Origin of the sequence: Palleronia abyssalis (genome assembly GCF_900302445.1) — a bacterium.
GTDB classification, from domain to species: Bacteria; Pseudomonadota; Alphaproteobacteria; order Rhodobacterales; family Rhodobacteraceae; genus Palleronia; species Palleronia abyssalis.
This window is the reverse complement of record NZ_ONZF01000002.1, coordinates 112,642-129,582: the sequence shown is the minus strand read 5'-3', so window position 1 is coordinate 129,582 and position 16,941 is coordinate 112,642. Positions and strand designations below refer to the sequence as shown.

Below are 16,941 nucleotides of genomic sequence, written 5' to 3'. Positions count from 1 at the left end.
TCTTAGTGACTTGGTAACGTGGCAAGTCTAGGTTCAACCCGGCAATTCTCAAGGCACAGTTCAGGATGCAGTCAGAGTTCGCGCGGCAGAGGGGCAGGGACGAGCTACGCGCGATCCGGGCGGAAAGCCGGGGTCTGTTCGCGGCCGTCGCGGTGTTTTCGCTTTTCGTGAACCTGTTGATGCTGACCGGCCCGCTTTACATGCTTCAGGTCTACGACCGGGTTCTGGGTTCGCGGTCCGAAGCGACGCTGATCGCGCTGACCCTGCTGATGGCATTCCTTTTCGGCATCATGGGCCTTCTTGATGCGGCACGGGCGCGCGTGCTGTCGCGGATCGGGGCACGGTTCCAGGCAAAGCTGGATCGGCGCGTGTTCGAGGCCACGATGCAGTCGCCGTCCAGCAGGACCCAAGGCGGGCCGTCGAACGGACTGGGCGACCTCGAGGCGGTGCGACGGCTTCTGTCATCGACGATGCTGACCGCGCTGTTCGACCTGCCATGGACGCCGATCTTTCTGGCGATCATCTTCCTGTTTCACCCGCTTCTCGGGGCGCTGGCGCTGGGCGGGATGATCGTTCTGATCCTTGTGACATTGATCAACCAGGCGCTGTCGCACGGGGCGCAGTCGCGGGGACAGGTCGCGACCCTTCAAGCGCAACAGATGTCCGACCGACTGCGGGCCGAGGCCGAAACGGTCCGCGCGCTGGGGATGCGGGATTCGGCGTTTTCCCGGTGGGACGATCTTCGGTCCATGTCGCTGCGGGAAAGCGTTCGCGGCGCCGAGGCGAACGCGATGTTTTCCAGCATGACGAAGACCCTGCGCCTGTTCCTCCAGTCGTTGATGCTGGGGCTCGGGGCTTGGCTGGTTTTGCAGGAACAGATGACGCCGGGTGGCATGATCGCGGGATCCATCATGATGGGCCGGGCGCTGGCTCCGATCGACCTCGCTTTGAACCAGTGGCCCCTGCTCCAGCGCGCGCGGATGGGCTGGACCGGCCTTGCCGATCTTCTGGGCCATGTCCCGCCCGAGGCGCCCCGCACCGAACTGCCCCGCCCCCGCGCACGGCTGGTCGCCGAACAGGTCACGGTGATCCCGCCCGAGCAATCGCAGGCCACGCTGCGCATGGTGTCATTCGAGGTCCTGCCCGGAACGGCAATGGGGGTCATCGGCCCCTCGGGCAGCGGCAAGTCGACCCTGGCGCGTGCTCTGGTCAACGCCTGGGCGCCCGCTGGTGGGCGTATCCGGCTGGACGGGGCGGCGCTGGCGCAATATTCGCCCGACGCGCTGGGCCGGCACATCGGCTATCTGCCTCAGAACGTCCGGCTCTTCGACGGAACCATCGCCCAGAACATCGCCCGCCTCGATCCCGGGGCGCAGGCTGCCGACATCGTCGCCGCCGGGCGCCTGGCCGGGGCGCATGACATGATCACCGAGTTTCCCGACGGCTACGACACGCTTGTTTCTGCTACGGGCGGGCGGCTGTCCGGGGGGCAGATCCAGCGGATCGGCCTGGCACGTGCGCTTTACGGCGACCCGGTCCTGTTGGTCCTGGACGAGCCGAACTCGAATCTGGACAATGACGGGACGCTGGCGCTGGGCACGGCGATCGAACAGGTGAAATCCCGCGGCGGTGCCGTGATCATCATGGCGCACCGTCCTGCCGCCATCCAGCAATGCGGGTCGATCCTGGTACTGGAAGGGGGCGTGCGCCGCGCGTTCGGACCGAAGGACGAGGTGCTGCGCGAGGTGACGAAGAACCATCTTGCGATTGCGGGCGGAACCGAACGTGGGGGCGTCTCATGAGGCAGACAGCCAACTGGCCGGCGCGAGGTCCGGTGATGCTGGGCCTGGCCGCTTTGGTCCTGCTTCTGGCGGGGTTCGGCTATTGGGCGTCGTTCTCGACACTGTCGGGGGCGATCGTCGTACAGGGCCGGATCGAAGTCGAGCGGAACCGGCAGATCGTCCAGCATGTCGATGGCGGCATGGTGTCCGAGCTGCTCGTGGACGAGGGGGATCACGTCGAGAAAGGCCAAACGCTTGCGATACTTGATGCCGCGCTTCTGGACACGCAACTTGCAGCGGCCCGGATCGAGCTGGCCGAATATCAGGCCCGTCGCGCCCGGCTCGAGGCCGAACGCGACGACGCGGCCGAGGTGACTTTCGACGCGGATCTCGCCGCCGCCGCCGCGGACAATGACGACGTCGCAGATATTGTCGAGGGCCAGGCAGACCTTTTCCAAGCGCGTCGCGACACGGCGAAAAGTAACTTGAACCAGTTGTCGGGCCGACGCGCGCAAATCGTTCAGCAGATCGGCGGGCTGGATGCACAGCTTGCCTCGCTGGACGTGCAGGTCGGGATCATGACGGAAGAGCTGGAGGACCAGCAGTCCCTGTTCGACCGCGGCCTTGCCCAAGCCAGCCGCGTTCTCGCCTTGAGGCGTGAGGCCGCGCAACTGGAAGGCCGGATCGGCGAGCTTGTCGCGTCGCGGGCGGAAGCGGGCGAACGGCTGTCGGAAATCGCCGATCAGGAAATGGTCTATACCGTACAGAGGCGGGAAGATGCGATCTCGGAGTTGCGCGATATTCGGATGCGGGAATCCGAAACGACTGAGCGTGTGGCCGCTCTGGCCGCGCAACGGGCGCGGACGGATATCGTTGCCCCGGTTCGCGGCATCGTCCACGATCTGACCGTTTTCGGGCCCACGGCGGTCGTTCGCCCCGCCGAGCCGATGATGTCCATCGTGCCCACGGACCGACCCCCGGTGATCGAAGCGCGGGTCCCGCCGGTCCATATCGATCAGGTCGGAACCGGTCAGCCAGCCATTCTGCGGTTCCCCACCTTCGATGCCCGCACGACGCCCGAACTTCACGGGACGGTCCTGCGAGTGTCGGCCGACAGCTTCACCGACGAGGCGACCCAGGCCACTTTCTACAAAGCGGATCTGATGCTCGATCTCGGCCAGATCGAGCGGTTGCCCGACGGCCTTGTCCTGCTTCCCGGCATGCCGGTCGAGGGGTATCTGCGCACGTCGGACCGTACACCGATCGCCTACCTGACGAAGCCATTGACGGATTACTTCGCCCGGGCGTTTCGTGAAGGTTGACGCGGCGGCCGTGCAGCGCGACAGAGGCCGCGCATCAGACAGGGGTTTTCGGATGGGACGGATCGAGACGAAACTGGCCGAACACGGCATCACCCTACCGGACGCGCCCGCACCTGCGGCGAATTACGTGCCATTCGTTCAGGTGGGCGACCTTCTGCATGTCTCGGGCCAGATCAGCACGGGCCCCGACGGCCTGATCCGCGGCACGCTGGGCGGCCCCGGCGATGTCGAGGCCGGGGCGATTGCGGCAAGGGCCTGCGCGATCTCTCTTCTGGCGCAGGTCAAGGCGGCCTGTGGCGGGGATCTGGATCGGCTGGCCCAAGTCGTGAAACTTACGGCCTTCGTTGCCTCGGCGCCCGGGTTCTACGACCAGCCGAAGGTGGTAAACGGCGCATCGGACTTCCTGGTCGAGGTGCTGGGCGAGTCCGGGCGTCACGCCCGGTCCGCCGTGGGTGTCGCTGCCCTTCCCATGGGCGTGATGGTCGAGATCGAAGGCATCTTCCGCCTGTCGTGACACTATCGGCCGCCTTCCTCTCGCGCCCGTTCGCCCACCGGGGTCTGCATGACCGGGGTCGCGGCGTAATCGAAAACAGCCGCGCGGCTTTCGACGCGGCCGTTGCGGCCGGCTATGGGATCGAACTGGACGTTCAGTACAGCGCGGACGGCATCCCGGTCGTGTTCCACGATCACACGCTGGACCGCCTGACGGAAGGCACGGGGGCGGTCAGTGCGAAGACAGCAATGGAGCTTGGCCAGCTGCAGCTGCAGGGATCGACAGACACGATCCTGCCATTGGCCATTGTATTGGACCGGATTGATGGACGCGTCCCGGTCTTGGTCGAGATCAAGACGCAGCCCACGCTGGCCCTGGCCCAAGCGGTCGGCGAGGTCCTTGCCGGCCGGAACGTGCCCCTTGCGGCGATGTCCTTCGATCCGGCCAGTATCCACGCGCTCGACGGCCTGAACCACCCGCGCGGCCTGACCACCGATGCGGATACCGTGCAAGCTTATCCCCTGGACGACAGCTGGACGCCGGGTCTGTCGTTCATCAGCCACGACCACCTCACGTTGGATCATCCGGCGGTCACCGCTGCGCGGTCGAAGGGGGCGTCGGTGCTGTGCTGGACCATAAGGTCGCAGGTCGATGCGGATCGGGCGCTGGCCTGCGCGGACCAGATCACGTTCGAAGGGTTTCGACCCGGCCCCTGACGTCGGGAACAGGCTTGAAACGCGGCCCTTGCGGCACAGCTTGCCCGCCGATGGAAGACTCCGAGATTTCCGTTTCGACCCATCGCAGCCTGACCTCGATTGACCCCGGGGACTGGGATGCCTGTGCATGCCCCGAAGCGGCCGAGGGGCGGCCGAACGACCCGTTCACAACGCATCGGTTCCTGCTGGCGCTGGAAACATCCGGATCCGTCGGGCCCGGAACCGGGTGGGAGCCGCATTACCTGACCGCCGAGGTCGACGACCAGATCGTCGCCTGCGCCCCGCTTTACGCGAAGGGACACAGCCAGGGCGAATATGTCTTCGACCACGCTTGGGCCCACGCGCTCGAACGGGCGGGCGGCCGGTATTACCCCAAGCTGCAAATGGCGGTGCCCTTCACGCCGGCCACCGGGCGGCGGTTTCTGGTTAAGTCGGGGTTCGAGGAAATCGGCCGCGCCGCACTGGTCGAAGCAACCGTTCGGATCGCGGATCAGAACGACCTGTCATCCGCGCATGTTACCTTTTGCACCGCCGATGAGGCAGAGGCGGGGGCGGAGATGGGGTTGCTGCACCGCACCGGTCAGCAATTCCACTGGTTCGACGAGGCGTATGGCGACTTCGAGGGGTTCCTCGCTTCGCTCTCGTCCCGCAAACGCAAGAACATCCGCAAGGAGCGGCGCGAGGCGCAGAACGCGGGGCTGACGATCCGGCACCTGACCGGAGACGAGATCACGCCCGAACACTGGGACGCGTTCTGGATCTTCTATCAGGACACCGGGGCGCGCAAATGGGGCAGCCCCTATCTGACGCGCCAGTTCTTCCACGAGGCACAGGCCCATCTGCGCGACGATATCCTGCTGATCATGGCGTTCGACGGCGACCGCCCCGTGGCCGGTGCGCTGAACCTGATCGGGCGCGAAACGCTGTACGGGCGTTACTGGGGCTGCGCCGAGGACGTGCCGTTCCTGCATTTCGAGCTGTGTTACTACCAGGCCATCGATTGGGCGCTGGCAGACGGACAGACCCGGGTCGAGGCCGGCGCCCAGGGCGAGCACAAGCTGGCGCGCGGATATCTGCCCCATCCGGTCCATTCGCTGCACTGGATCGCGGACCCGGGATTCCGCGGAGCGGTCGAGCAATTCCTTGACGCCGAACGCGCCGCCGTCGACGAAGAGATCGAGATTTTGACCAGCTTCGGTCCGTTCCGAAAGTCGCGAGGAGAGAGCGAATGAACGATAAACTGAGTGGCGCGGCCCGGACCGAGGCTTTGGATAAACTGCAAGCCGCCGGGTGGTCCATGGTCGAGGGGCGCGACGCCATCTCGAAGTTGTTCAAGTTCAAGGATTTCACGCGCGCCTTCGGATGGATGACGCAAGCCGCCATCGCGGCCGAAAAGATGAACCACCACCCGGAATGGTCGAACACCTACAACCGGGTCGAGGTCACACTGACATCGCATGATGCGGAAGGTTTGACCGACAGGGACGTGAAGCTGGCCGGGATCATGGACGGGCTGGCGTAATGGAAGGCCTTTTCGACAGTGTCCTTTCGTTTCAGATCGGCGACACCTCGGTCCGGGATATGCTGACCATGGAGTTCCTGATCTCGATTCTGGGGAACGTGCTGGCCGCGATCGTCATCCTGTTGATCGGCTATACGATCGCAGGGTGGGTCAAGCGGCGGGTCAGGGCCATTGGTGGACACCGCCCCGAGCTGGACACCACGCTGTTCAACTTCCTGGGGAACCTGGCGCGCTATGTCGTGCTGGGCTTCACCTTCCTGTTCGTTCTGAACACGTTCGGGGTGCAGACGACCTCTTTGGTCGCGGCCATCGGTGCGGCGGGTCTGGCCATCGGACTGGCGCTTCAGGGCACGCTGTCGAACATTGCGGCGGGGGTGATGATCATCCTGTTCCGCCCGATCAAGGAAGGCGATTTCGTCGAGATCAACGGACAGATGGGCACGGTGAAAGAGATCACCCTGAACTTCACCGAACTGGCCAGCATCGGGAACGTGCAGATCATCATCCCGAACTCGGAAGTGTGGGGCCACACGATCGTCAACTACTCGGTCTATGACCGGCGCCGGGCCGAATGGACCTTTGGCGTGGGCTACGGCGCGGACCTGGGCAAGGCCGAGCGTGTGATCCGCGAGACCATCGAGGCCGACGACCGCACCGATATCGGCGAGGACATGTTCCTGCAGGTCAACAACTGGAACGACAGCTCGGTCGATTTCCTGGTGCGTGCCTGGGTCGGGGCGGACGACTATTTCGCCTACCAGGCCGACATCAAGCGCAAGGTGAAGGAAGCGTTCGACCGCGAGGGCGTCGACATCCCTTTCCCCACCCGCACTCTCTTCATGGAACGCAACGACGGCGAAACGGATCATGCGCCCTCGCGCAGCACCGACGGCACGCGCGAGGACAAGGTCAAGGCCGACGAGGCACGAACCTAGAGCGTATCGAGGATCGCGTCGCCGCCGGACAGGTTGCAGGTGCCGGGATCGTCCTCTTGCACCGTCTTGACGACGCCGTCCTCGGCCACCAGCGCATACCGCTTCGACCGGTCGAAGAAGCCAACCGGGGGCGCAGTGAACGCCATATCGACGGCCTTTGTGTAGGCGGACGACGGGTCCGCCAACATCGTGATCCCGGCTTCGGTTGCGCCAGTATCTTCGCCCCATTGCTTCATCACGAACGGATCGTTGACGGCGATGCAGATGACCTCGTCCACGCCTTTCGCCTTCAGCCCCTCCATCGCGTTGATGAAAGAGGGGACGTGGGCCGTCGTGCAGGTCCCGGTATAGGCGCCCGGAAGCGCGAAGATCACCACCTTGCGGCCGGCAAGCCGGGGCTTCAGCGCAACCTCTTCGGGACCATTTTCGCCCATTCTCAGAAGGGTCGCCTCCGGCAGGGTATCACCTTTGGAAGTGGGCATTGCGTCTCTCCTTTGCGCGTTGGGGTTCGGGCAGTTATAGCCGGGCGAACGGACGTGGAAAGCGGGAACGGGACATATGGCGCATATCGTGGTGGTTGGGGCTGGACAGGCCGGACAGCAGCTTTGCGCGACCCTGCGCGATCAGGGGTTCGAGGGGCGGATCACCCTGATCGGGGCCGAGCCTGTGCCCCCCTATCAGCGCCCGCCCTTGTCGAAAGGGTATCTTCTGGGGGAAATGACGCGCGAACGCCTCTTCCTGCGGCCTGACGCGTGGTATGCCGACCGCGGGATCGAGTTGATGCTGGGGGCGCCCGTCGATCGGATCGACCCGGGCGCAAAGACCGTCCAGGTGGTCGATCGCGTGATTGAGTACGACCAGCTTGCCATTGCGACCGGCCTCGCCGCGCGGGCCCTTTCGCCAGAGGCAGGCGGCGATCTGGAAAACGTGTTCACCATCCGAACACTGGCGGATGTCGACGCGCTGGAAGGGCCGCTGAAATCGGCGCGCCGTGTCCTGATCGTCGGCGGCGGGTATATCGGACTGGAGGCGGCCGCGGTGGCCCGAAAGCTGGGCGTCGAGGTCGACGTGGTCGAAGCCGGACCGCGCATCCTGGGCCGGGTCGCTTCGGCCCAGACCGCGGACACCATGCGCGCGCTGCACCGCGCCCACGGCGTGACGATCCGCGAAGGCGTCGCGCTGGAGTGTCTGACCGGCGAGGGCCGGGTGACCGGCGCGGTTCTGGGCAATGGCGAAACGCTGGAGGCGGACGTGGTGATCGCCGGCATCGGTCTTCTGCCCCGTTGTGCCATCGCCGAAGCAGCCGGACTTGAAACCGATGGCGGCGTCGCGGTGGACGCGTTTGGCCGCACCTCGGACTCGCATATCTGGGCGGCGGGCGATTGCGCGTCCTTCCTGTATCGGGGGGAGAGAGTTCGCCTGGAATCAGTGCAGAACGCCATCGACATGGGTACGGCCGTGGCCCGCAACATGCTGGGGGCCGCGACGCCCTATGTTCCGATGCCATGGTTCTGGTCCGACCAATACGACGTCAAGCTGCAGATCGCTGGTCTGAACACCGGTTATGACCGCGTCGTGACCCGGGGCGAGGGGGCGGCGATCTCGCACTGGTATTTCTACGGCGACGATCTGCGCGCGGTGGATGCGATCGGGGACACGCGCGCCTACATGGTCGGCAAGCGGCTTCTGGACATGGGCAAAACCGTCTCTCCGCAGGCGTTGGCTGATCCAGCGACCGACCTCAAGGCACTTCTGAAGGCGTGAGGATCATCGCGGGCACCCATCGCGGCCGGGCGCTGGCGGCGGTCGGCAGGGGCGATCCGGCCGCGCATCTGCGGCCCACGACGGACCGGGTGCGCGAAAGCCTGTTCGGCGTTCTGGAAGGCGGCCGGATTGGCGATCCGCTGACGGGGGCCCGGGTGCTGGACCTGTTCGGTGGCACCGGGGCGCTGGGCCTCGAGGCGCTGTCGCGCGGGGCAAGCGAGGTCACGTTCGTCGAAAACGGGCGAAAGGCGCTGGCGCTTCTGGCGCAAAACATCGCTGCCCTCGGCGAGGGCGAGCACACCCGGATCGTGAAGATTGATGCCACGCGACTGGGCGCGTCGGACACGGCTTTCGACCTCGTGTTCCTTGATCCCCCGTACCGCATGGGGCTGGGCGAAAAAGCTGTCGCGGCGGCGCTAAAGGGCGGTTGGATCGCCAAGGACGCCCTGATCGTCTGGGAGGAGGCGAGCGAAGTCGCGCTGCCCCCCGATCTGGTCCGGGAAGATGCACGCCGCTATGGCGACACGTGGATCACGCTTGCCCGCGTCCGCTGACGCGGTGCGAGATGACGATATGCGCGACCGCCAGCACCGCGAAGGCCCCTGCCGCGGGGCCCAGCGCCGTCAACGGGAACCGCGACAGGACAAGACCGCCCATGCCTGATCCCAGCGCAGCGCCCAGATAGATCGCCGCCGCGTTCAGGGCCAGAACGACGCCCGGCCGTTCGGGCAGGATCGCCAGGATCCGAAGCTGCTGGCCCGCCATGAAGGACCAGCCGAACAGCGACCACAATCCCAATAGCACGAACAGGGCCCAGTCGGCGAACGGTAGGAACACGAACAGGGGCATCAGGATCACTTGTCCCGTTCCCAGGAACAACAGCGTGCGCAGCGGTCCCAGACGGTCGGCCATCCACCCGCCCCAGACATTGCCGGCAACGGCCCCCGCGCCGAAGACCAACAGTGCCAGCGTGACCCCGTTGCGCCCATATCCCATCGTCTCGGACAGAAGGGGCGCGAGGTAGGTGTAAAGGATGTAGATCGCGCCGAGGAACGTCGCCGTGAACAGGATTGCCAGCATCGCGCCGAAGTTCAGAAGCGTGCGGCCAAGATCCGAAAGTGAGGCGGGCGGGATCGCCAAGCCCTTCGGCACCCGCGTCCAGATCAACCACAGGCAGGGCACCGCCAGCGCGACCACGACCATGAAGCCCGCCCGCCAGCCGAACGTGTATCCGATGAAGCTGCCCGCCGGCACGCCCAGTACCTGGGCCACGGTCAGGCCGATCACCACCGCGGCCAGAGCCTTGCCTCGCGTCTCGGGCGGGGCGAGTGCCGCGGCCACGGACGCGGTGACGGGCGTGAACATCCCTGCCCCGGCCGCGGCCAGCACGCGGGCGGCGTGGACGAACAGTTCCGATGGGGCCAGCGCGGTCGCCAAATTTCCGAGCGCGAAGATCGACATCGCAATCGCAAGCAGGCGCCGTCGCCCCATTGCCCCGGTCAGCGAGACCAGGAAAGGTGAAAGCATTGCATAGCCGATGGCGTAAGTCGTCATCGCCGTGCCGATGGCTGCGGGCGAACTGCCCAGGCCCTCGGCCATCGGGTTCACCAACCCGATGAGTACGAAAGCCCCCATGCCGATCACGAAATTCGAGGCTGACAGGGTCCAGATGACGACGCGGTGGCTGTCGTCACCCATATGTGGGGTGGAACAGGCCCGCGGGCGACAGGGTAAAGATCTCGGCCCCTGCGGAAGTCACGCCGACCGAATGTTCGAATTGGGCCGACAGGGACTTGTCGCGCGTCACCGCGGTCCAGTCATCCGCCAGAACTTTCGTTTCGGGACGGCCAAGGTTCACCATCGGTTCGATGGTGAAGAACATCCCTTCTTCCAGAACCGGCCCTGTGCCGGGGCGCCCGTAGTGGAGCACGTTGGGCGGTGCGTGAAAGACGCGCCCGAGGCCATGCCCGCAGAAATCACGCACGACGGACATCCGTTGCGCTTCGGCATAGGTCTGGATCTCGAACCCGATGTCGCCAAAGGTTCTGCCGGGGCGCACCGCCTCGATCCCCTTCATCAGCGCGTCATGCGTGACTTGGATCAGGCGTTCGGCCTTCCGGCTGAGCTTGCCGGCGACGTACATCCGACTGGTGTCGCCGAACCATCCATCGACGATCACCGTCACGTCGATATTCAGGATGTCGCCGTCCTTCAGCACCTTGTCGCCCGGAATGCCGTGGCAGACCACGTGGTTCACACTGATGCAGCTGGCATGCTGATAGCCGCGATACCCGATGGTCGCCGAGGTCGCGCCGGCCTCTTCGACCCAGTCGGTAATCAGCTTGTCGATCGCCTGCGTCGTCTGGCCGGGCTGAATATGCTCGGCGATCCGGTCGAGGATTTCGGCGGCCAGCTTGCCGGCCTTGTGCATGCCAGCAAAGTCCGCGGCTTCGTATATGCGGATGCCGTCCCTGGTCAGGCGGCCTGAATTGTCGTCCATGCACTCTCCGTTTTCTGGGCCGGAATATAGGGGCGGAATTCGGGAATGGCTACCTCGCGACGGGAAGCTCGTGCCGCAATTCCACCCCTTCAGGAGAGATTGCGGTATCAAAGCAGATCGCCTCGACCCCCGCCGCGGTCGCGGCGCCGAATGCCCGGGCGTATCCGGGGTCGAGATCCGCGGCCAGGCGGAAGCGGGCGCAATCCGTGCGCTGCACGAGGTAGAGCATCACCGCCCGGTGCCCGGCGGCGACCATGCGGGTCAGTTCGTCCAGATGGCGCGCCCCGCGCAGCGTCACGCAATCGGGAAACTCGGCCAAATCACCATCGCGCCTGAGATGGACGTTCTTCACCTCGACATAGGCGTCCGGCAGGCCCGGTTCGGTCAGCAGGAAATCGACGCGGCTGCGGGTGCCATACCGCACCTCGGGGCGCACGGTACCATAGGCTGCCAGCGCGGGGATCGCACGGGCGCGCAGGGCCTCTCCGACCACCCGGTTCGGCACGGCGGTGTCGACTCCGGCCCATTCGCCGTCCGGCAGTTCGACCAGACGCCAACCAAAGCGCAGCTTGCGTTTGGGGTCGTCGTTCGGTTCGATCCAAACCGGCGTATCGGGGCCGTTCAGGCCCATCATGGTGCCGGGATTGGGGCAATGCGCGCGCACCGTCTCGCCCCCGTCGATGGTGATTTCCGACAGGAACCGGTTCCAGCGGCGCACCAAGCGGCCACGGATCAAGAGCGATTGAAAGCGCATGGCGTGGAGCTATCCTGCGCATCGGATTCCCGCAAGGAGCGCACATGCCCAACCCAACCGCCGCCATGCTTGTCATCGGGGACGAGATTCTGTCCGGGCGCACCCGTGATTCCAACGCCCACCACCTTGCCGGCCAGTTGACCGAGCGGGGCATCGACCTGCGCGAAGTGCGTTTCATTGGCGATGAGATGGAAACTATCACGGTGGTTGTGCGGGAATTGTCCGCGAAATACGAACATGTCTTCACCTCCGGCGGGATCGGTCCGACCCACGACGACATCACAGCCGATTGCATCGCAGCCGCCTTCGATGCACCCATCGATGTCCGTGACGACGCCCGCGCCATCTTGTCCGCGCATTACGAGGCGCGCGGGATCGAGATGAACGAAGCGCGCCTGCGTATGGCGCGCATCCCGCAAGGGGCCACGTTGATCGACAACCCCGTCTCGGCCGCGCCCGGTTTCACCCTGAAGAACGTCCATGTCATGGCCGGTGTCCCGAAGATCTTCGAGGCGATGCTGGCGTCGGTCCTGCCCGGCCTGTCGGGCGGTCAGAAGCTTCTGTCGCGCAGCGTCCTTCTGAACCGGGGCGAAGGGGACATCGCCCAGACCCTGCGGGACCTCGCCGAGAGCGAGCCTTCAGTCGCGATCGGCAGCTATCCCGCGTGGTCGGGTGACGGGTATCAGGTCAACGTGGTCCTTCGTGGATCGAATGCCGCAGCGTTGGATCGCGCGGTGGTCGCCTTGAAACACGCGTTCCCCGAGGCGCGGGAGTGACTGACCCCTACGAGGTCCTCCATGCCACGTGGCCACCAGCCCGATCGTGGACCCTCGGCCCGTTCACCCTGCGCGACGGGGCGGGGGGCGGCAAACGGGTGGATGCGGCGACCACCCGGTCCTTTCCGAACGAAGAAGAGATCACCGCCGCCGAACGGGCCATGGACCGGCCCGGCCGCCAGGTGCTGTTCGCTGTCCGCTCCGATCAGAACGATTTCGACCGCATGTTGGCCGAACGCGGCTATCTTGTTCTGGATCCGACGCTGGTCCTGACCTGCCTCGTCGAGGCGCTGGTCCGGACGACACCGCCGGTCAGCGGCTTCACGGTCTGGCCACCCTTGCAGGTGCAACGCGACATTTGGGCCGAAGGGCGGATCGGCCCGGAACGTTTGGCCGTGATGGACCGGGTCGCGGGGCCCAAGACCTCGATCCTGGGGCGAACCGACGACCGGCCAAGCGCCACCGCGTTCGCAGCGATCCACGACACGACGGCCATGGTCCACGCGCTGGAGGTGCGAAAGGCCGCCCGGCGACAGGGGGCGGCGGGCCATATCATGGCCCATGCCGCCAGATGGGCCCAGGCGCAGGGGGCCGAGACTATGGCCGTTTTGGTGACCGAGGCGAACGTGGGGGCGGTTGCCTTCTATCGACGTCTCGGCATGGATGGCGCGCGCTGTTATCATTACCGGGTCAGACCTTAGGAACATCTCATGACCGACAGCCCCACCGCACTTGACCTTCCCCTTGTCGATCCGTTGCCCGAAGCGACGCAAAAGTACTTCGACATTTGTGCCGAAAAGCTGGGCTTGGTGCCCAATGTGCTGCGCGCCTATGCGTTCGACATCGACAAGCTGAACGCGTTCACCGCCCTCTATAACGACCTGATGCTGGGCCAATCGAACCTGACCAAGCTCGAGCGCGAGATGATCGCGGTCGCGGTTTCGTCCTGCAACAAGTGCTATTACTGTCTGGTCGCGCACGGGGCGGCTGTGCGGCAGCTGTCGGGTGATCCGATCCTGGGTGAACAGATCATGATGAACTGGAGGGTGGCGAAACTGGACACGCGGCAGCACGCGATGCTGTCCTTCGCAACCAAGCTGACCGAGCGGACCGCCGAGATCGAGGAGCCCGACCGCCAGACGCTGCGGGATGTCGGGTTCTCGGATCGGGACATATGGGACATCGCCAGCGTCGCGGGGTTCTTCAACATGACGAACCGCGTTGCCAGTGCATCGGAGATGAAGCCGAACGACGAATACCACGCGCAGGCGCGGTGAAACGCGCGCTGGTCATCGTGTTGTCGGTTTGGTCCGCGCCGGCCGCCGTTGCGCTGACGTTGGATATACCCGGCCCGGCTATCCGCACGGAAGAGGCTGTGATGGACGGGCGCGTTTCCTTGCCCGAGGGGGCGTTCGCGGATGGGACCCTTCCGATGCGGACGACGGAAGGTACGGTGGCACGCAGCGCATGGCGTTTGCCGGGGGCAAGCCGCACCCTGTCGCAGGTCCTTGCACCGGTTCGCAGCCAGCTCGACGAGGCGGGGTTCGACGTCGTCTTCGAATGCAGCGCCGTGACATGCGGGGGGTTCGATTTCCGGTTCGCGCTGGATCTGCTGCCCGCCCCCGCGATGTATGTCGATCTGGGCCGCTACCGGTATCTGCTGGCCGAGGGGCCCGGCGAGGCGCTGGTCTCGGTTCTGGTCAGCCGCGGCGGAGAGGCGCAATACCTGCATTTGACATCCGTGTCCCGGGACGAAGGGGCCGGAGTGTCTGCCGAAGAAGGGTCCGCCGTGCCGACGGGGCCGATCTGGGATCGGTTGCGGCGCGACGGGCATGCCGTTCTGGAGAGGGTGGATTTCGATACGGGATCCTCGACCCTGGTGGTGGCGGAGTCGGCTGCCTTGGGGGAGCTGGCCCGCGGATTGCAGGCCGCACCTGCCGCCCGGATCGCCATCGTCGGCCATACCGACACTGACGGTGGTCTGGAGGCGAACCTTGCCCTGTCGCGCCTGCGGGCCCAAGCCGTGCGGCGCACCCTGATCGACAGGTTCGACGTCGACCCCGAGCGGATTACAGCGGAAGGCGTCGCCTATTTATCGCCGCGGGCGTCGAACGCGACGGAAGCGGGGCGCGGGGCAAATCGGCGGGTCGAGGTCGTTCTGACCGAATGACGCCTACCAGTGCTCGGGGCCCTTCTCGGCGAAGGCGTGGGCCAGGAAATCGATGAACGCCCGCACTTTGGGTTGGGTGAAGCGGCCAGGCGGATAGACGGCGAAGATGCCCTGCGTCTCGGCCGGCAGGTCTGGGATGGCCTCCTCCACCAGCCCCTCGGCCATGGCGCCAGCATAGAGATATGAGGGCAGATACGCGATCCCGAGTCCCGAAATCGCGGCGTTGAGAAGCGACTGACCATCGTTGACCGACAGCCACCCACTGGTGCGGACCTGGCGCTTTTCCCCGGACGGGGCCGTCAGTTTCCACACCGCCCCGTTCGACTGGCTGGAATAGTGCAGCAGCTTGTGTTCGTTCAGGTCGTCGATGCGTTCGGGGCGGCCGAATTTCTCGAAATACGAGGGCGCTGCGATCATGCGCTTCGTCGTCTCGGTCAGCTTGCGGGCACGCAGGGTGGAATCCTCAAGCTCACCGATCCGGATGGCCATGTCGAACCCTTCCGAGATCAGTTCGACATACCGGTTGTTAAGGATCATGTTCACGGTGATATCGGGAAATTCCCCCAGGAAATCGCCCAGGATCGGTGACAGATGGTTTACGCCGAAGTCCGTTGCCACCGAGATTCGCAAAAGGCCCGAAGGCGCGGATTGCATCGAGGTCACGAGGCTGTCAGCCTCGCCCGCATCGTTCAGAACGCGTCGGGCCCGGTCGTAATAGGCCAGCCCAATCTCTGTCGGACTGACGCGGCGGGTGGTCCGGTTCAGAAGGCGGGCCCCAAGACGCGCCTCGAGCGACGAGACGTGCTTGGAGACGGCGGATTTTGAGATACCCATCTTCTTGGCAGCGTCGGTAAAGCCCCCTTGATCCACGACGGTGGCGAAGGCTTCCATCTCGGTCAATCTGTCCATTATTACCCTAACGAAATTGCAGCAAAGCTCCCAATTCGTGAAAGTATGCGGGCCGATCTGGGCGAGATTGGGTCTTTGCGCGGACAATATCGAGGAGATGCCTCGGATCGTTCGCCTCTGCGAAACTTCGATCAGTCCGCGAAATGGCGCCGGAAAACACGTTTCAGAAGGTCGACCTCGTCGCGGAGCAAGGCAAGCTCGGTCGCCAGGTCCTGCGACACCGTTCTGCCCGCCGCGACATGCAGCGAAGCCAAAACGACGCCGGATTTTTTTTCCATCAGGTGAACCGATTGCAGGCCATCCGACAGCACGGCCGGGGGCAGGTCGACCCGCACGAGGATCGCGCCGTCTTCCTCGGTCACGGTCACATCGGGTATCGTGCGATGGGCGTGGCTGGCTTCAAGCTTGGGGGCTTGCGATGCCCCTTCGAGGCGGAGGGACCAGACCCCCGCTTCGAGGGTCGACATGGCGACGGTCCAGGATTGCGTATCGGTCATCGCCACATCCTTACATTTCGGCGCGCAGGCGACGGCTGAGCACGAAGTCGCGAATGGATAGCCGGTTCATCCGCGGCTGACCGACGATGATGTCCAGCCAAGCCCTATCGATCTGGGCTTCGACGATGTCGGTATAAGCCAGGTCGATCTCGGCCGTGACGCGCGGTTCGCGCAGGTCGAGTTCGCGCACCACCTGTTCCACGTTCGGACCGTGCTTGATGTTCAGGCGGGCAAACAGCTCCAACGGGCGTTCGTATTCGACCATCAGATCGATCTGGACGATATGGGACATCGAAAGCCCCCGAATTGCCTCGGGCGGCAGATCGACGACAAGGCTGAGGAACGAGCCGTCGAACCCCATCACATCCAGATCGATCACCTGCGGCGCGGCCCCGGCTTGGCCCCGCCCTGCACGCTGGCGAACCGAGATCTCGGAATGTGTGCAGTCATGAAATATCTTGAGGGCGTCGCCCATCAGCGCGCCATTCGTCACGCCGGCCTGTCCCGGAACCAGCAGACGCGTGCAGAAGACCGGGGGCCGCCAAGCCCAGTCCGAGTCGCTCGGCGCAATAAGGTCGCGGCCTTCGGGCGTTTCGGCAACCAGCCGGCACTCTGCATCGGCCACAACCCGGTCCAGCCTGTGCCGCAGGTCGATTGCCTCCTGCCGGATCGCGCGGAGAGAGACGGGGTCGCAAGCCGAAAGCCCGGCGCCCACGCGATCCCACCGCGCAAGGGACTGGCGATGCAGGATACCGTCGAGGCCACCGTTCAGCTTCATCCCGCCCCCCTTTCCCCTGCCGCG

Annotated in this window: 20 protein-coding genes; 13 read left to right on the top strand and 7 right to left on the bottom strand. The window is 65.2% G+C overall.

What is annotated here, in order from left to right:
- The first annotated feature begins 65 nt into the window (after positions 1-65).
- The 7 genes from PAA8504_RS04365 to PAA8504_RS04335 are packed head-to-tail and all read left to right on the top strand — an operon-like array spanning position 66 to position 6,769.
- Positions 66-1,802, top strand: coding sequence for a type I secretion system permease/ATPase (locus tag PAA8504_RS04365; protein WP_108892948.1), 1,737 nt, complete (start codon positions 66-68; stop codon positions 1,800-1,802).
- Positions 1,799-3,103, top strand: coding sequence for an HlyD family type I secretion periplasmic adaptor subunit (locus PAA8504_RS04360; RefSeq protein WP_108892947.1), 1,305 nt, complete (start codon positions 1,799-1,801; stop codon positions 3,101-3,103). Before PAA8504_RS04365 ends, PAA8504_RS04360 begins: the two co-directional genes overlap by 4 nt.
- Before the next feature lie 52 nt (positions 3,104-3,155).
- Complete coding sequence (locus tag PAA8504_RS04355) at positions 3,156-3,617, top strand: RidA family protein (RefSeq protein WP_108892946.1); 462 nt, start codon at positions 3,156-3,158, stop codon at positions 3,615-3,617.
- Complete coding sequence (locus tag PAA8504_RS04350; protein ID WP_108892945.1) at positions 3,614-4,312, top strand: glycerophosphodiester phosphodiesterase family protein; 699 nt, start codon at positions 3,614-3,616, stop codon at positions 4,310-4,312. Before PAA8504_RS04355 ends, PAA8504_RS04350 begins: the two co-directional genes overlap by 4 nt.
- A gap of 50 nt (positions 4,313-4,362) precedes the next feature.
- A complete protein-coding gene (locus PAA8504_RS04345; RefSeq protein WP_108892944.1) occupies positions 4,363-5,544 on the top strand; it encodes a GNAT family N-acetyltransferase in 1,182 nt (393 codons plus the stop codon).
- Complete coding sequence (locus PAA8504_RS04340) at positions 5,541-5,834, top strand: 4a-hydroxytetrahydrobiopterin dehydratase (protein ID WP_108892943.1); 294 nt, start codon at positions 5,541-5,543, stop codon at positions 5,832-5,834. The genes PAA8504_RS04345 and PAA8504_RS04340 overlap by 4 nt, the downstream gene beginning before the upstream one ends.
- A complete protein-coding gene (locus PAA8504_RS04335) occupies positions 5,834-6,769 on the top strand; it encodes a mechanosensitive ion channel family protein (RefSeq protein ID WP_108892942.1) in 936 nt (311 codons plus the stop codon). The genes PAA8504_RS04340 and PAA8504_RS04335 overlap by 1 nt, the downstream gene beginning before the upstream one ends.
- On the opposite strand, the gene PAA8504_RS04330 is transcribed toward PAA8504_RS04335, so the two are convergent.
- On the bottom strand, positions 6,766-7,251 hold the full coding sequence (locus tag PAA8504_RS04330; protein ID WP_108892941.1) for a peroxiredoxin: 486 nt from the start codon (positions 7,249-7,251) through the stop codon (positions 6,766-6,768). The two genes, PAA8504_RS04335 and PAA8504_RS04330, sit on opposite strands and share 4 nt — an antisense overlap.
- 76 nt (positions 7,252-7,327) lie before the next feature.
- On the opposite strand from PAA8504_RS04330, the gene PAA8504_RS04325 reads away from it, so the two are divergent.
- Together PAA8504_RS04325 and rsmD are read left to right on the top strand one after the other, a co-directional pair.
- The gene (locus tag PAA8504_RS04325) at positions 7,328-8,533 is read left to right on the top strand and encodes an NAD(P)/FAD-dependent oxidoreductase (protein ID WP_108892940.1); all 1,206 of its coding nucleotides are present in this window, start codon (positions 7,328-7,330) and stop codon (positions 8,531-8,533) included.
- Positions 8,530-9,087 carry a 16S rRNA (guanine(966)-N(2))-methyltransferase RsmD gene (gene rsmD, locus PAA8504_RS04320; protein WP_108892939.1) on the top strand — a complete coding sequence of 186 codons (558 nt, stop codon included), beginning with the start codon at positions 8,530-8,532 and terminating at the stop codon, positions 9,085-9,087. The genes PAA8504_RS04325 and rsmD overlap by 4 nt, the downstream gene beginning before the upstream one ends.
- Here rsmD and PAA8504_RS04315 read toward each other — a convergent pair.
- Genes PAA8504_RS04315 through sfsA form a run of 3 tightly spaced genes read right to left on the bottom strand, consistent with a single transcriptional unit; the run spans position 9,065 to position 11,787 of the window.
- Positions 9,065-10,231, bottom strand: coding sequence for an MFS transporter (locus tag PAA8504_RS04315; RefSeq protein WP_108892938.1), 1,167 nt, complete (start codon positions 10,229-10,231; stop codon positions 9,065-9,067). The two genes, rsmD and PAA8504_RS04315, sit on opposite strands and share 23 nt — an antisense overlap.
- Entirely contained in the window at positions 10,224-11,033 is an 810-nt protein-coding gene (map, locus tag PAA8504_RS04310; protein ID WP_108892937.1) for a type I methionyl aminopeptidase, read from the bottom strand. Before map ends, PAA8504_RS04315 begins: the two co-directional genes overlap by 8 nt.
- Before the next feature lie 49 nt (positions 11,034-11,082).
- Positions 11,083-11,787, bottom strand: a complete 705-nt coding sequence (gene sfsA / locus PAA8504_RS04305; RefSeq protein ID WP_108892936.1) for a DNA/RNA nuclease SfsA — start codon at positions 11,785-11,787, stop codon at positions 11,083-11,085.
- 44 nt (positions 11,788-11,831) lie between these two features.
- On the opposite strand from sfsA, the gene PAA8504_RS04300 reads away from it, so the two are divergent.
- Genes PAA8504_RS04300 through PAA8504_RS04285 form a run of 4 tightly spaced genes read left to right on the top strand, consistent with a single transcriptional unit; the run spans position 11,832 to position 14,733 of the window.
- Positions 11,832-12,563: a competence/damage-inducible protein A gene (locus PAA8504_RS04300; protein ID WP_108892935.1), complete on the top strand. Its 732-nt coding sequence runs from the start codon at positions 11,832-11,834 to the stop codon at positions 12,561-12,563.
- Positions 12,560-13,264 carry a GNAT family N-acetyltransferase gene (locus tag PAA8504_RS04295; RefSeq protein WP_108892934.1) on the top strand — a complete coding sequence of 235 codons (705 nt, stop codon included), beginning with the start codon at positions 12,560-12,562 and terminating at the stop codon, positions 13,262-13,264. The genes PAA8504_RS04300 and PAA8504_RS04295 overlap by 4 nt, the downstream gene beginning before the upstream one ends.
- 9 nt (positions 13,265-13,273) lie before the next feature.
- Positions 13,274-13,840, top strand: coding sequence for a peroxidase-related enzyme (locus tag PAA8504_RS04290; protein WP_108892933.1), 567 nt, complete (start codon positions 13,274-13,276; stop codon positions 13,838-13,840).
- Complete coding sequence (locus tag PAA8504_RS04285) at positions 13,837-14,733, top strand: OmpA family protein (RefSeq protein ID WP_181375687.1); 897 nt, start codon at positions 13,837-13,839, stop codon at positions 14,731-14,733. Before PAA8504_RS04290 ends, PAA8504_RS04285 begins: the two co-directional genes overlap by 4 nt.
- Before the next feature lie 3 nt (positions 14,734-14,736).
- Here PAA8504_RS04285 and PAA8504_RS04280 read toward each other — a convergent pair whose 3' ends face one another.
- The 3 genes from PAA8504_RS04280 to PAA8504_RS04270 all read right to left on the bottom strand — a co-directional run bounded on the left by PAA8504_RS04280 (position 14,737) and on the right by PAA8504_RS04270 (position 16,917).
- Positions 14,737-15,642 carry a LysR family transcriptional regulator gene (locus tag PAA8504_RS04280; protein WP_108892931.1) on the bottom strand — a complete coding sequence of 302 codons (906 nt, stop codon included), beginning with the start codon at positions 15,640-15,642 and terminating at the stop codon, positions 14,737-14,739.
- Positions 15,643-15,773: 131 nt separating this feature from the next.
- Positions 15,774-16,139, bottom strand: coding sequence for a hypothetical protein (locus tag PAA8504_RS04275; protein ID WP_108892930.1), 366 nt, complete (start codon positions 16,137-16,139; stop codon positions 15,774-15,776).
- A gap of 10 nt (positions 16,140-16,149) precedes the next feature.
- Entirely contained in the window at positions 16,150-16,917 is a 768-nt protein-coding gene (locus PAA8504_RS04270) for a DUF6478 family protein (RefSeq protein ID WP_108892929.1), read from the bottom strand.
- Between the last annotated feature and the right edge of the window lie 24 nt (positions 16,918-16,941).

Bases quoted from the DNA above. Each gene is read 5' to 3' on its own strand.
- PAA8504_RS04365 (WP_108892948.1), top strand. From the start codon at position 66: ATGCAGTCAGAGTTCGCGCGGCAGAGGGGCAGGGACGAGCTACGCGCG.
- PAA8504_RS04360 (WP_108892947.1), top strand. From the start codon at position 1,799: ATGAGGCAGACAGCCAACTGGCCGGCGCGAGGTCCGGTGATGCTGGGC.
- PAA8504_RS04355 (WP_108892946.1), top strand. From the start codon at position 3,156: ATGGGACGGATCGAGACGAAACTGGCCGAACACGGCATCACCCTACCG.
- PAA8504_RS04345 (WP_108892944.1), top strand. From the start codon at position 4,363: ATGGAAGACTCCGAGATTTCCGTTTCGACCCATCGCAGCCTGACCTCG.
- PAA8504_RS04340 (WP_108892943.1), top strand. From the start codon at position 5,541: ATGAACGATAAACTGAGTGGCGCGGCCCGGACCGAGGCTTTGGATAAA.
- PAA8504_RS04335 (WP_108892942.1), top strand. From the start codon at position 5,834: ATGGAAGGCCTTTTCGACAGTGTCCTTTCGTTTCAGATCGGCGACACC.
- PAA8504_RS04330 (WP_108892941.1), bottom strand. From the start codon at position 7,251: ATGCCCACTTCCAAAGGTGATACCCTGCCGGAGGCGACCCTTCTGAGA.
- PAA8504_RS04325 (WP_108892940.1), top strand. From the start codon at position 7,328: ATGGCGCATATCGTGGTGGTTGGGGCTGGACAGGCCGGACAGCAGCTT.
- PAA8504_RS04315 (WP_108892938.1), bottom strand. From the start codon at position 10,231: ATGGGTGACGACAGCCACCGCGTCGTCATCTGGACCCTGTCAGCCTCG.
- map (WP_108892937.1), bottom strand. From the start codon at position 11,033: ATGGACGACAATTCAGGCCGCCTGACCAGGGACGGCATCCGCATATAC.
- sfsA (WP_108892936.1), bottom strand. From the start codon at position 11,787: ATGCGCTTTCAATCGCTCTTGATCCGTGGCCGCTTGGTGCGCCGCTGG.
- PAA8504_RS04300 (WP_108892935.1), top strand. From the start codon at position 11,832: ATGCCCAACCCAACCGCCGCCATGCTTGTCATCGGGGACGAGATTCTG.
- PAA8504_RS04290 (WP_108892933.1), top strand. From the start codon at position 13,274: ATGACCGACAGCCCCACCGCACTTGACCTTCCCCTTGTCGATCCGTTG.
- PAA8504_RS04280 (WP_108892931.1), bottom strand. From the start codon at position 15,642: ATGGACAGATTGACCGAGATGGAAGCCTTCGCCACCGTCGTGGATCAA.
- PAA8504_RS04275 (WP_108892930.1), bottom strand. From the start codon at position 16,139: ATGACCGATACGCAATCCTGGACCGTCGCCATGTCGACCCTCGAAGCG.
- PAA8504_RS04270 (WP_108892929.1), bottom strand. From the start codon at position 16,917: ATGAAGCTGAACGGTGGCCTCGACGGTATCCTGCATCGCCAGTCCCTT.